8 protein-coding genes and 1 pseudogene are annotated in these 13,502 nt (G+C 56.1%); 4 read left to right on the top strand and 5 right to left on the bottom strand.

Features of this window, described 5'->3' with window-relative positions; translation table 11 throughout:
* Positions 1–19: 19 nt before the first annotated feature.
* Both FH061_RS28665 and FH061_RS28670 read right to left on the bottom strand, forming a co-directional pair.
* Entirely contained in the window at positions 20–2,701 is a 2,682-nt protein-coding gene (locus tag FH061_RS28665; protein WP_151639253.1) for a bifunctional acetate--CoA ligase family protein/GNAT family N-acetyltransferase, read from the bottom strand.
* A gap of 75 nt (positions 2,702–2,776) precedes the next feature.
* Positions 2,777–3,427: a universal stress protein gene (locus FH061_RS28670; protein WP_225984955.1), complete on the bottom strand. Its 651-nt coding sequence runs from the start codon at positions 3,425–3,427 to the stop codon at positions 2,777–2,779.
* 495 nt (positions 3,428–3,922) lie between these two features.
* Here FH061_RS28670 and FH061_RS28675 point away from each other — a divergent pair, with 495 nt between their 5' ends.
* Positions 3,923–4,372, top strand: a complete 450-nt coding sequence (locus FH061_RS28675; RefSeq protein WP_151639255.1) for a pyridoxamine 5'-phosphate oxidase family protein — start codon at positions 3,923–3,925, stop codon at positions 4,370–4,372.
* A gap of 269 nt (positions 4,373–4,641) precedes the next feature.
* Complete coding sequence (locus tag FH061_RS28680) at positions 4,642–5,496, top strand: universal stress protein (protein ID WP_151639256.1); 855 nt, start codon at positions 4,642–4,644, stop codon at positions 5,494–5,496.
* Positions 5,497–5,616: 120 nt separating this feature from the next.
* Here the strand turns inward: FH061_RS28680 and FH061_RS28685 are convergent, their stop codons facing one another.
* The 3 genes from FH061_RS28685 to FH061_RS28695 all read right to left on the bottom strand — a co-directional run bounded on the left by FH061_RS28685 (position 5,617) and on the right by FH061_RS28695 (position 11,343).
* Complete coding sequence (locus FH061_RS28685) at positions 5,617–6,471, bottom strand: DUF6920 family protein (RefSeq protein ID WP_151639257.1); 855 nt, start codon at positions 6,469–6,471, stop codon at positions 5,617–5,619.
* A gap of 45 nt (positions 6,472–6,516) precedes the next feature.
* Positions 6,517–9,348 (bottom strand): cation-translocating P-type ATPase, encoded by a 2,832-nt coding sequence (locus FH061_RS28690; RefSeq protein ID WP_318841067.1) that lies wholly within the window; start codon positions 9,346–9,348, stop codon positions 6,517–6,519.
* Positions 9,349–9,474: 126 nt separating this feature from the next.
* On the bottom strand, positions 9,475–11,343 hold the full coding sequence (locus tag FH061_RS28695; RefSeq protein WP_225984953.1) for a PHA/PHB synthase family protein: 1,869 nt from the start codon (positions 11,341–11,343) through the stop codon (positions 9,475–9,477).
* Positions 11,344–11,398: 55 nt separating this feature from the next.
* Here FH061_RS28695 and FH061_RS31360 point away from each other — a divergent pair.
* Positions 11,399–11,788: pseudogene (locus FH061_RS31360) on the top strand (MaoC/PaaZ C-terminal domain-containing protein); the annotation flags it as partial.
* Positions 11,789–11,983: 195 nt separating this feature from the next.
* Positions 11,984–12,784, top strand: a complete 801-nt coding sequence (gene fabI, locus FH061_RS31365; protein WP_225984956.1) for an enoyl-ACP reductase FabI — start codon at positions 11,984–11,986, stop codon at positions 12,782–12,784.
* The last annotated feature ends 718 nt before the right edge of the window (positions 12,785–13,502 follow it).

Raw genomic sequence — 13,502 nt, forward strand, 5'->3', positions numbered from 1 at the left:
GTGGCCGAGGGTACTCGATTTACTGCGGCGGCAATTCAAGCTTCATCGACATTGTCCCACCCTCGGTCGAAGGCGAGATTTCAAATCCAAGGGTACTCGCTAGATTGAGGATCCCATGGTTGTAGCTGAGTGCCTCGCCGACGATGCGCTGCGTACCCCGGTGAGTGCAATATACAATCAGTTTCCTCATCAGTGCGTAACCTAATCCTTGTCCCTTGAGATCGGAGCGAACGATTACCGCAAATTCCGCCTCAATGTTGTCAGGATCCGCAACGACGCGTGCAACACCGAGGGTTTCCCATGCTCCAGTGTCAAGCTTGCGCGTGGCAATGAATGCCATTTCGCGGTCGTAGTCGATCTGTGTCAGCCGCGCGAGCTGCGAAGGCGAAAGCTCACGCAGGCGGATGAACATCCGGTAGCGGACGTCTTCCGCGTCCAGCGCGTTGAAGAAGGCTACATGCGCAGCGCCATCCTCGGGTCGGATCGGACGCAACAATAGCTCGGCGCCTTGCCACTGAACCCGTTCTTCCAGCTCAGCCGGATATGGGCGGATGGCCAGTCGTTCCAATCCATTGCCTTTTACCGGTTTCACGCAGATACGCGCATCCAGCGCAATCACGCCATCGGCGTCCGCAAATAGCGGATTGATGTCGAGTTCCTGCAGTTCGGGCAGGTCGATCACCATGTCGGATACCTGTACGAGCGTGCGGCTGACTGCTTCGATATCGGCCGGACGACGGTTGCGGTAGCCGCCAAGCAGTCGTGCGATGCGTGTACGTGAGATCAGCTCGCGGGCCAACACGCCGTTAAGCGGCGGCAGTGCAATAGCACGATCGGCCGTTACCTCGACCGCAATGCCGCCTTGCCCGAACAGAATAACAGGTCCAAACACCGGGTCCGTTGCAACACCTACAATGACTTCGCGGCCCTCCGGCCGCCGCGCCATCGCCTGCACCGTGAAGCCTGCCAATCGCGCATGCGGATATACCTCATGGAGCCGCCCATGCATCTTTTCGGCAGCCGCTGTCACCGCCTCAGCGCTCTCCAGGTCCAGCACGACACCGCCTACATCGGACTTGTGGGTGATATCGGGAGAGAGGATTTTCAAGGCGACCGGAAAACCGATGTCTCGTGCCACTTGACCGGCAGCGGCAGGATCATTGACGGTGCGGGTTTCCACAATCGGGATACCGTAAGCCGCCAATACCTGCTTGGCTTCCCATTCCGAAAGCAGCTCCCGACCCTCGGCAATGACTTTCTCCACAATGGCCCGTGCGCTTTTCTTGTCTTCAAGGCGCGTGTCCGATATGGCAGACGGTACTTCCATCAATAGCCGCTGGTTTCTCTGGTAGCGGACCATCTGCATGAAGCCACCGACTGCCTTTTCCGGGGTATCGTAGGTCGGCACACCGATGTCTGCGAAAGTCCTTCTTGCGGCTGCTACAGATTCGCCGCCCAGCCAGCAAGCCAATACATTACGTTGCGATTGCTTGATGATCGGAGACAGCGTCGTTGCTATCTCGACGCTTGGTACGATCGGGGTAGGAGCATGAATAAATAGTATGGCATCGACATCCTTGTCGTGCAACAGGATTTTCAGGGCTTGTGCGTAACGTTCAGGGGGCGCATCACCCACGATATCGATCGGATTAGCCTTGGACCAATTGTCTGGCAATACCGCGTCAAGACGTTCCAGTGTCGCAGGGGAAAGGCGAGCGAGCTTGCCACCGGACGAGATAAGGGTATCGGTCGCCATCACACCCGGACCGCCGCCATTGGTAAGAATCGCCAGGCGCTCTCCGCACAGCGGACGCAGGCGGGCAAGAGTCTCGACCGCATCGAACAGTTCTTCGGTCGAGTACACTCGCAGCATGCCCGCACGCCGGATTGCCGCGTCGTACACGTCGTCGGCGCCGGCTAACGCACCAGTATGGGATGTGGCCGCTTTCGCGCCTTCTGCGACCCGGCCGGCCTTGATGACCAGTGTCGGCTTGCTGCGTGCAGCGGCACGCGCTGCCGACATGAACTTGCGCGCCGAGCTGACCGCTTCGATGTACAGCAGGATGGCTTGCGTATCGGGGTCACTGGCAAGATAGTCGATGACGTCGCCGAAATCCACATCCGCGCTGTCGCCAAGGGAAACAAACTTCGAAAATCCAATGTTGCGCGACCTGGCCCAGTCGAGTACACCGGTGACCATGGCTCCGGATTGAGAAACGAATGCAATTTTGCCGGGCAAGGCATCAATATGAGCGAAGCTGGCGTTAAGGTGAATGCCAGGCACCAGCATGCCGACGCAGTTCGGCCCCAGGATGCGCAACAGGTATGGCTTTGCGGCGTCCAGCATTAGCTCCTTCATCGTCCGGCCGCGCCAGTCCTTGTGGGCAGACAATCCTGCGGTAAGCACAATGGCAGCGCGGGTCCCGCGTTCGCCGAGCTGGCCTATCAAGTCCGGAACACTGGCAGGCGGCGTACAGATGATAGCTAGGTCGGGGGCGCCGGGCAGGGAATCGATGTCCTTGTAGCCCTTGAGGCCGCACAGCGCTTCATACTTGGGATTGACAGGATAGATGTCCCCTGCGAATCCCGCGCGAATGATATTTTCCAGCACGGTGGAGCCGACGCTGCGAGGCCTGTTGGACGCACCGATGATGGCGACCGACTTCGGATGAAACAGGTAATTCAGGTTGCGAACCGTCATGTGCGCCTCGGATTGGTAGAAACGTTGCCAAGCTATCCGGATTGAAGCCTCGATGGCGTGCAATTGGTATAAAACTCAATGCGAAATGAGCACGGGTACCGTCATCGATTGCAGGACCGTGCGCGTGGTCCCGCCAAGCAGGATTTCGCTCAGGCGAGATCGGCCATAGCCGCCCATGACGAGCAAGCCGGCGCCAAAGTCAGCTACATGGGACAGCAGCGCATTGGCGACATCGATGTCCGGTGTAGTCTTCTGCCTGGAAACATCAACGTTGATGCCATGGCGTACGAGGTAGGCGGCGATGTCGGCTCCAGGTTCCTCGCCGTGCGCACGCAGGGATACCTCCGGGTTGAAGATTACGACTTGCACCTGGCGTGTTGCCCGCAGCAGTGGGAGCGCGCCGTTGACCGCCCGTGCGGCGGCCAGGCTGCCGTCCCAGGCAATGACCGCGCGTTCCCCAAAATGAGTATTGTCATCGACATACGGTGCGACAAGTATCGGGCGCCCACTGTTGAGCAAGGTGTACTCGGCAACGTCATTGCGTTCACCGGTCACGGTTTCCGCAGGGTCGGATTGGCCGACAATGACCAAGTCGCAATAGCGTGCCTGCAGGGATAATGCTTCGCCTGATTCATCCTCGATAAGCCGTTTCTCGAAAGATCGGACATGATTGCGTTCGGCAATCTGTTCGAATTCAGCCACCGCTTTCTCGGCGGTTTCCTTCATGTATGTCAAGCAGGCTTCCAATACCGGCGCTGCGCCGGGAACCATGCCGCCTGAATACAGCACCGGCAGCAAGCCGGTTGGCGCTACACCAATCAAATGCGCATCATTTTCCGCGGCTATCCGAGCAGCCAGTACCACCCGATGCTTGGTAAGGCGGGACCCGTTGACATGAACGGCTATCGTACGGTACGGCATATCGGTACTCCCATGATGTGGCAAGTAAAACCGGAATCAGACAAGGGTCCGGTACGGTTGGCAGCTTGAAAGCCGGCGTAATGAACAGGCGAGCCCATGGTAGAAGTGCGGCTTGAAAATTTGATTGATGCAGATCAAAGTGCACTGAACGCCGAAGAGGCGGTTGCCAGGTTTTTTCCCGGCCGGGATTTTTGATTCAGGTCAAGGTAACAAGCAGGGCTTGGGTCGCATAGTGACATTAATCCGCCGCTGCGGGATGCGATGACATCGGCGGCAATTCATGCGCTGGAGGATGCTGACATGGACAAATCAACTGAGAAATTCATACTCGACATCATTGATCACGGCAAGGACCTGACGCTCGCCACTGTAAGGCCGGACGGTTATCCACAGGCGACTACGGTCAGCTATGCAAACGATGGCATGGACATCTACGTTGGTATCGGCAAGAACAGCCAAAAGGCAGATAACCTGCGTCGCAATAACAAGGTTTCGCTGACGATCAACGCGCCTTACAAGGATTGGAACGAGATCAAGGGCCTGTCTATCAGCGGCACCGTGGAGTTCCTCAACGACGCAAAGGAACTTCAGCATGCTGCCGACTGCATGATCAAACGCTTCCCACAGCTGCTGGAATGGACTAAGTCAAACCAGACCAATGATGTCCTGTTGTTGAAGATTCGCCCCCAGTTCTTATCGGTGCTTGACTACCAAAAGGGATTCGGCCATACCGAGCTGCTGCAAATCTGATTCTCCTAAGGTACTCATGCCATGCTGGGGCTTTTCAGATTGCATTGACGTAGCATTGAACAGCAGAGCTAAGGCCGGGATGTCCCCGCTATAACCTATAGCGAACGGGGGTAACAGCTACCTGTTTCTATTCGGGTTTATCCGCTGCTCATTTGCGCGATACCTGGTCCGTACGTTTCCTGAATTGAAAAAGCCGAAAGCCGCCAAACGGGGCTGCTGCCAACGCTTTGAGTTACCCGGATCTGATCCTATCCACTACGGAATGTCCAATGTCCTATAAGACTATTCTTGTCCATGCCGATCATTCGCCTCACCTGGTACAGCGTGTACGTGCTGCCTCCCTTGCCGGGAACAACATCAATACCCATATAGTTGGTGTTGCTGTCACTGGAGTTTCTCACTACCTGCGTCTGTCGGAGCGGACCCGGCAGCAGGGCGGGCAGGTCACAGATGCGTGGCATGAAGAAGTTGGCCGTCTGCACAAGTCGGCAGAGGCGGCACTGGCGCGCTTCGAAGACGCAGCGCGTGCTGCCGGTCTCCAATCATTTGAATGCAGGTTGGTAGCGGATGATGAACTTGATGGCTTGAGTTTGCATGCTAGGTACAGCGACCTGACTATTCTTACCCAATGGGATGCAGAAGCGCCGGCTCATCCTATGGCTGATGACCTACCGGAATATGTTGCGGTATCCAGTGGACGGCCCGTTCTGGTATTGCCACATCGCCATGAAATCGAGGTATTGGCCGACAATCCATTGCTGGCTTGGGATGGCAGCCTGGAAGCAACCCGGGCCGTGCATCATGCGCTACCCCTGCTGGAACGTGCCGGAAAGGTCGACGTACTGATCCTGCGCCATGGCAGGAAGCCAACAGCCTCGAATGATGTAGCAGGAGCCGATATCGTTCCTTATCTCGCCCATCATGACATTGCAGCGAACGTGATACAGGAACGCGACAGTCACAGCGATATCGGGGGTGCGCTGCTTGCATGTTGCGATACTGCGCAAAGTGATCTTCTTGTCATGGGCTGCTATGGCCACTCCCGTTTCCAGGAAATGCTGCGGGGTGGGGTAACACTGACCGTGCTTGAGAAAATGACCATTCCAGTGCTGATGGCTCACTGAATTTTGAGGAAGCGCCGGCTTGGTCGGAAAAACTCTACCAAAGACCTGCAGTAAGGAGGTGAGAGGGAGTCTTTAGAAAGTGGCTTTCGCCATCTTTGTAAGGCCAGCCGCCCCGCCTGACTACTGCGCGAATTCGTAGGCAATCTCGGCAATGTGACCACGCCAGTAAGGCTTGGGGCCTTCCGGCAGCATCCACTTCACCTCACCGTCAAGTGGTATCGACATTCCCGCGCGTTGTGTATAGTTCCAGAACCGTCCTTGCCATGGTGTTTGTACGATTTTCCCATTCACAGTACGACCGCGTGCGTCGGTACGGACAGACTCGATCAATCCGGCATTGGAGAAGGTAAACAACAGGGTCAGCTTGATATTGCCGTCTTCAAGCGTGGCTTGCGCCGAGTTGGCGTCCACGGCATGCCAACGTACCCCTTGGCTGGGCAATAATGCAGTCGGATACCAGGCTGCTTCTGCAAAAAAGCGCATGAGTTCGCCTTCCGCCACATCGCTACTGCCATGCAGGTGCGCAACGGTAAATAAGCCAAGCAGCGACGCGTGAAGAATGCCATCACCAGCCACATAGGCATCGTGCACATGCACATTCAAACCTGGCAAGACACCAATACGTCCATTCCAGTCAAACCCGGGCCGTTGCGTGACCACCTTCTGATCCGACGTGAACGGATACCATTTGTCATCCGACTCGCTCATGTTGAACGTGCCCTGGTGTCTGACGTGTACACCCGCCACCATGGGTTGACCGTCTTTGAGCACCGTCCGAAAGAATTGTTGCACCGGCGACGGCAGAGACGAGAGTGTATTGAAGTCGACCGTCTTCGATGTGATTGGGTGCCGTGCCGCATCAAGACGGGTACGCAGTTCGCGCGTTTCGGCATTCCATTTCATTCTTCCAATACCCACAGCGGCAACTACAATGCCGGCGAAGAGTAATGATGCTGTCGACAGTTTTGTTTTCATGGCGGGAGCAAAAGGCGAGGGCGTTGAGGCATATGACGGAGAAGTCTATTGGGAAAATGTCGCGTTAGCCGGCGCGGGCAAATGAGTTCTACGTGCGCGTTGCAGCCTCTTGCGAAGCTCGGAGGCCCATAACACCGTACTGGCAACGACACCACAGAAGACCCACTGCTCCAAGTCAAGTGGTGTGGTACTGAATGCAGTGTTGAGCACGCTCAGATGGACGACCGCAATCTGCAGCAGCAGCGAGAAGGCGATCGCACCCCATAGCCACTTGTTGGCAAACAAGTGATGAAATGCGCTTGTCATGTCCGATCTGGCATTGAAGCAGTTGTAAAGCTGGGCAAGTACCAGCACCGTAAAGCCGGCGGTGCGCGCATTGTCGAGATCACGCGAGCCTTCAATCAAACCGCCTGGCAAATAAAAGTCGATGGTCAGCAGCGTGACGATAGCCATCACGAAACCGGTCTGCAAGACACTTGCCCACATCTGTGCGTCAATGATCCGATCAGTCCGCCGGCGAGGTGGACGTGCCATGACGTCATCGGTTTCGGGATCCATACCCATCGCTAGCGCAGGCCCTGAGTCGGTCAATAGATTGATCCACAAAATCTGGGTCGCCAGCAGGGGCAACACAAGCCCTCCTGCAGCATCAGTCAGACCGAGAACGCCTGCCAGAACCACGCCGAGGAAAATGGTCAATACCTCGCCAATGTTTGATGAAAGCAGGTAACGCAAGAACTTCCTGATGTTGTCGAAGATATGCCGTCCCTCGCGCACCGCACGTACAATCGTTGCAAAATTGTCATCAGCAAGAATCATTCGGGCCGCTTGCTTGGTCACTTCCGTGCCAGTAATACCCATCGCGATGCCAATGTCCGCCGACTTCAGTGCGGGAGCATCGTTGACGCCGTCGCCGGTCATTGCAACGACATTGCCATCGGCTTGCAGCGTATCAACGATCCGCAATTTGTGCTCGGGAGCGACACGGGCGAACACGGAGGCCGATCTAACCGCACTGGCAAAGGCAACCTGGTCCATCCTTTCCAACTCCAAACCGGTCAACGCCGGCGCCGGGGCGGCAGTAATGCCGAGATCTGCTGCGATGCGCGCCGCGGTTCGGGGATGGTCGCCGGTAATCATCAACACTCGAATGCCGGCATGGCGGGCTTCGCGGATTGCCAGAGCGGCTTCTTCGCGTGCAGGGTCAATGATGCCAACCGTACCGGCATAGATCAGATCCTGTTCCAACTCGTCGCTTGGATGCGGGTCTTCTCCCGGCTTCAAGGAACGATAGGCGACTGCCAACGTACGCAGGGCCGCATCGGAAAGGCTGTCGATGTCGGCCAAAATGCGCTGGCGTCGGGCGTCGTCCAGCAAGACAGTCTCGGAGCCAATGCGAACCCTGCTGCATCGCTGGAGCAATACATCAGGCGCGCCTTTTGTGACAATGACAATATTGTCGCTATCTTCATGATCGACCTGTAGGGTCGACATCAATTTGCGTTCCGAGCTGAACGGGATTTCACCGATGCGTTCAAAACGCCGCTTGCGCCGTGCGGCAGCGCCCAGCTTCTCTTCAGCGACCAGGAATGCTGCCTCGGTCGGATCGCCCTGGATTTCCCATTGCCCGGCATCGCTTTTACGTAGATCGGCATTGCTGGCCAGGCTGCCGCCGCATAAAACTACGACATGTTCGGAGAGCAGTGGCCCTGGTTCGAGCCGTTCGCCTTGATAGAGAATCTCACCTTTTGGTGCATATCCGATACCGCTGACATGGGTCGTTCCAGACGCTGTGATAATGCGCTCGATCGTCATTTCCGCCCGAGTCAGCGTGCCGGTCTTGTCCGATGCAATCACTGTGGCCGACCCCAGCGCTTCCACTGAGGACAGCTTTTTGACGACCGCATTTTGCCGCGCCATCCGTTGTACGCCCAGGGCAAGCACAATCGACAGGATCGCAGGCAGGCCCTCTGGCACAGCTGCCACGGCAAGCGAGACCCCAAGCAGGAGCACCTCGACGATTTCCGCCACCCCGTGAACTGGAGTAATCAGGAGGACTGTGGCCACGACGAGTACCGCAATGAGAGCCACAACTGTACCAAGTGTCTTACCGACCTTGCCGATTTCCTTTTGCAACGGTGTCTGAGATTCTGCGGTACGGTCGAGCATACTGGCGATGGCGCCAATCTCCGTAGCCATCCCGGTGGCGGTCACAATGGCCAGACCATTGCCCTGAACAACGGTAGTGCCCTTGAAAACCATGTTGGTTCTGTCGGCCAGCGCAACCGGTTCACGCAGTACCCTCGTATCCTTGAGCACGGCTTCACTTTCGCCGGTCAGCGACGCTTCCTGCACCCGCAATGCCGACGCCTGCACCAGGCGTGCGTCTGCACCAACGATATCTCCCTCGCTCAAGGAGAGCAAGTCGCCACGGACCAGATCGTGCGTGGGTACGCGGACAAGTTTTCCGTCACGTAGTGCCGATGACATGGCCGCTGTCATGCTAGTCAGTGCCGCAACAGCATTTTCTGCCTTGACTTCCTGCACGTAACTCAGGATGGCATTGAGAATGATGATTGCTGTAATGACGATGGTATCAACGGGTGCGCCAGCGCGCCCTTCGATGAACCACGCAATTAGGCCAATGGCTGCAGCAGCAATCAGTAGGTAGACCAACGGATCCTGAAAGTGCAGCAGGAACTGCCGCCAGGCAGGTGGGCGAGGTTCGGCACGAAGGGCATTGGGGCCGTCATCATGAAGCCGCTGTAACGCTTCAGTTGAGGACAGACCAGCATGGGCATTCGTCTCGAGAGCAGCGACAATGCTATCGTTGTCAAGCGCGTAGGGTTGGTCAATGCTGACGGACTGTTTCATCATGCGCTTCTATGATTGATCTTATCAACGCCGTGATGCCTTGAACGGCGAAGCAGGCGAGAGAGGCAACGATGCCTCAGATTTGTTTTATGGTTCCTGGCAAGATGGGTCGGCGACCCTCCGGCCTTTTTATCGCTGCAACACATAAGTGCCCGGTGCATCGCAGACGGCAGGCGGCATGGATGGTGGCTTTTGCCGGTGCGGCGACTGGCTGGATAACCAGCCTTCCCACGCGGCCCACCATGATCCTTCCTGCGATGGCGTCGTGCGATGCCAATCTTCGGGGTTGATATAGGGATCGGTGGGCAAGTGTCGGGAAATCTGGTATTGCCGATTGGGATGCCCGGGCGGCGAAACCACGCCGGCATTATGCCCGCCGCTGGTCAGGCAATAAGTTACTTCGGTATCGGTGAGCAGATGGATCTTATAAGTCGATCGCCACGGCGCGACATGGTCGGTAATGGTGCCGACGGAAAAAATTGGCACGCGTATATCGGACAAAGCAATTGGCTGCCCATTCACGCTATAACGGCCTTCGGCCAGGTCGTTGTGAAGGAACAGGTCACGCAGATACTGGATATGCATCCGGTAGGGCATGCGGGTCGTATCCATATTCCATGCCATCAGGTCCGTGACTTTTTCTGGCAAGCCAAGCAGGTAATGATTCAGCCGACGCGACCAGATCAGGTCATTGGAGCGAAGCATCTGAAACGCACCGGCCATCTGGCGGCTATCGAGATATCCCTGTTCCCACATTAATGCTTCGAGCAATGCAACCTGGCTTTCATCGATGAACAGCGACAACTCGCCTGGCTCCTTGAAGTCCACTTGCGACGCGAACAAGGGCATGCTTGCCAGTCGCTGATCGTTGTCACGCGCCATCGTCGCTGCGGCAATTGAGAGCAGAGTGCCGCCAAGGCAATAACCGACCGCATGGAGGATAGGTGATTGCGTCGTCTTGCAGATGGTCTCGATGGCGTCCATGATGCCCAGCGTACGATAGTCATCCATGGTGAGCTCACGATCAGCAGCGACCGGATTTTTCCAGGAGATCATGAATACGGTGTGCCCTTGCTCAACCAGATAGCGCACCAATGAATTATGCGGCGACAGGTCAAGAATGTAGTATTTCATGATCCACGCCGGCACAATCAGTACCGGCGTCGTATGAACAGTCGATGATGCTGGCGCGTACTGGATCAGTTCGATTAACCGATTTCGGAAGATCACCTTGCCCGGCGCGGCAGCGAGCGTCTCACCGACCTTGAATGCGTGTTCGTGCGGTGTGGCGGAGATGTCATGGAGCCAGTCGTTGGCAGCATTCGTAGCGCCGCGGATGAAATTCTGCCCCTGACTTCGGACCGCCTCATTGATCACCACGGGATTCATGCTGGCAAAATTCGAGGGCGACAACATGTCAAGTAGTTGTCGCGCAGCAAAAGTCACAACCTCCTCGTGATGTTTCGAGACACCACTGATTCCTGTTGTCGCACGATGCCACCATTGCTGGGACATCAAGAAGCCTTGGTACATGACGCTAAATGGCCACTGCTGCCATGCAGGATCGGCGAAGCGCTTGTCCTGGGGCAGAGGATCGACGCAGGGTTCAAGCGTACTGTCTGCATGCCGCATGGTGTCATAGGCATACCCCTGCCACCTTGCCACCTTATGCCAACCATCAATGAGCAATTCCTGCTGCTTTGATGGCGACAGTTGGAGGTGCGTGATCCAGTCGATATATGCCATCCATAGGGCAATTGGCGACATGCCTCCGGTAAGTCGTCCAACCGCTGCCATCACGATGCGGTCCAGATCCTTGTTGCTATCGTCAAGCGGACGCTGCCCCATGTAAGGAGTTCCGAGCCAGGCACTGGCAAGCCGTTCAGGGTGGTTGAGCATGTCCCAAGGTGCGTGATCCATTGGATAGGTCTTTGAGAAGTTGATCCGCCGAAGATAAACAAACGTTTGCCAAAAAAACCTGACTTGGATCAAGTACATCGGGAATGGCGAAAATTATCCTGTCGCCTCGCTCAACGAATGCCAGGATGCCTGCATGAATGCTCGAACAGTCGAAAATTTTACGTTCGACGAAGTCGCTGTCGGAGACCACGCACAACTCGTTCGCACACTGTTACCGGAAGACATTGAACTGTTTGCCGCAGTATCCGGTGACGTCAATCCGGCGCATCTCGATCCGGTCTTTGCGGCAGGCAACCGCTTCCACAAGGTAGTCGGCCATGGCATTTGGGCGGGATCCTTGATTTCTGCGGTGCTTGGAACAAAATTGCCGGGTGCGGGCACGATTTACTTGGGGCAGGATTTACGTTTCAAGCGTCCGGTCGGAATCGGTGACACCGTGACCGTCACTGTGACCGCAAGAGAAAAAGACCCTGCGCGCAAGGTGATCTACTTTGATTGCCGCTGTACCAATCAGCAAGGTGAAGACGTGGTCACCGGCACGGCGGAAGTGCTTGCGCCGACGGAAAAAATCCGGCGGCCCGTCATCGAGGTGCCGGAAGTCGCGGTCGCGCACCGACAGCGTTACCGAGAGCAGCTTGATGGGGGGAACACTCAATCAACGCCCGAAGGAGGAGGTGCCACGTCGCCAGCAAATTCCGCCGGAGCGACTGCGCCGGGGATGGCACCGTTCGTGGACGGATCGGTTGCAGCGCCGTTCAGCTTGCGCGGCCGACGTGGGCTGGTGCTGGGAATTGCCAATGAACACTCCATAGCCTATGGCTGCGCGCGCGCCTTTCGAGCGGCAGGGGCCGAATTGGCAGTGACTTACGTAAATGACAAGGCTAAGCCCTTTGTTGAGCCGTTGGCAGAGGCGCTTGGATGCTCCATCACTGCACCATGTGATGTGCGCATTCCTGGCCAACTCGAAGCACTGTTCGAGCGAATCGAGCGGGAATGGGGCCGGCTGGACTTCGTATTGCATTCGATTGCCTATGCACCCAAGGAGGATCTGCATGGGCGTGTCACCGATTGTTCAGCAGCTGGCTTTGCAATGGCCATGGATGTGTCATGCCATTCCTTTATTCGCATCGCGCGGCTGGCTGAACCGTTGATGCGCCAGGGAGGATGCTTGCTGACAGTGAGCTTCTACGGATCGGAACGGGTGGTCGAGCACTACAATTTGATGGGACCGGTCAAGGCGGCACTTGAGAGCACCGCGCGCTATCTGGCAGCGGAATTGGGACCAAAAGATATACGTGTGCATGCGATTTCTCCTGGACCGATGCGCACCCGAGCAGCCAGTGGTCTTGACCGTTTTGACGAACTGCTGGAAAGAGCGGCAGCGCAGGCTCCGCAGAAGCGCCTGGCGAGTATCGATGACGTTGGCGCACTGGCAGCATACCTGGTCGGAGATGGTGGAAAAATGTTAACCGGCACGGTGATACCAGTGGACGGAGGTCAGCACGTGATGGCCAGTTGATCCACCGGTAACGAGCATTGGGTTCGCTATTTGGCAAAGCCTAACTTAGGTATTTAGCCAGTCGCAGCGCTACGTAAGACCTTATCGGGCACAGGATGAAAGCGGTGTGAAGAACCGTTCAACGTCCAGGACTAAAGCGCGTTCACATTCGGCATTTAAGATCCCATGAATAAGGTTTATAGGGGGGCAATATCCATTTCACTTAGCACCTTGTGGTCTCGCTCCTGTATTGCCGTACCGTCCGCACTATTTAACAGCGGGCTTGTCTCTTATCTGCGTACCAATATGTTTTAGCAAAAAACATTTTTTTAAAGAAATGTTTTAACATTATGCGACGTATAAACGCTACCGTGAGGCACGACCGCCGGGAACTCAGCACAAAACTAGCCATCTATACAAGCATGTGGTCCCTTTTTCACAGCAGCGGTGATGTAGTAGTCTTTTGTCATTTTGAATAGGAGCCCCTTATCAATTTGAGTAGTCTATTATTATGATTGCAAAAAAAGGAATGAGTATTCCTTTGCTACGATGACCAAGGGACCACCCCTGAAGCGGTGGTCATGTGTCGAGAGCCCAGCATGTGTAAAACAGCGTAAGCGCTCGGCGAAGGCACCTTGAAACGAAACGCGCTGATCGGCGAGGATCGTGTCCACTAACGAACGAAATGGACACGTGTACATCATGGAAGAGAGTGCTGAAGTAAAACCGACCCGTCGCC

The organism is Noviherbaspirillum aerium (assembly GCF_008929045.1).
Lineage (GTDB): Bacteria > Pseudomonadota > Gammaproteobacteria > Burkholderiales > Burkholderiaceae_D > Noviherbaspirillum > Noviherbaspirillum aerium.

What these genes read in the sequence shown, in the direction of transcription:
- FH061_RS28665 (WP_151639253.1), bottom strand. Translation starts at nt 2,701, where the DNA reads ATGACGGTTCGCAACCTGAATTACCTGTTTCATCCGAAGTCGGTCGCC.
- FH061_RS28670 (WP_225984955.1), bottom strand. Translation starts at nt 3,427, where the DNA reads ATGAAGGAAACCGCCGAGAAAGCGGTGGCTGAATTCGAACAGATTGCC.
- FH061_RS28675 (WP_151639255.1), top strand. Translation starts at nt 3,923, where the DNA reads ATGGACAAATCAACTGAGAAATTCATACTCGACATCATTGATCACGGC.
- FH061_RS28680 (WP_151639256.1), top strand. Translation starts at nt 4,642, where the DNA reads ATGTCCTATAAGACTATTCTTGTCCATGCCGATCATTCGCCTCACCTG.
- FH061_RS28685 (WP_151639257.1), bottom strand. Translation starts at nt 6,471, where the DNA reads ATGAAAACAAAACTGTCGACAGCATCATTACTCTTCGCCGGCATTGTA.
- FH061_RS28690 (WP_318841067.1), bottom strand. Translation starts at nt 9,348, where the DNA reads ATGATGAAACAGTCCGTCAGCATTGACCAACCCTACGCGCTTGACAAC.
- FH061_RS28695 (WP_225984953.1), bottom strand. Translation starts at nt 11,343, where the DNA reads ATGTACTTGATCCAAGTCAGGTTTTTTTGGCAAACGTTTGTTTATCTT.
- fabI (WP_225984956.1), top strand. Translation starts at nt 11,984, where the DNA reads ATGGCACCGTTCGTGGACGGATCGGTTGCAGCGCCGTTCAGCTTGCGC.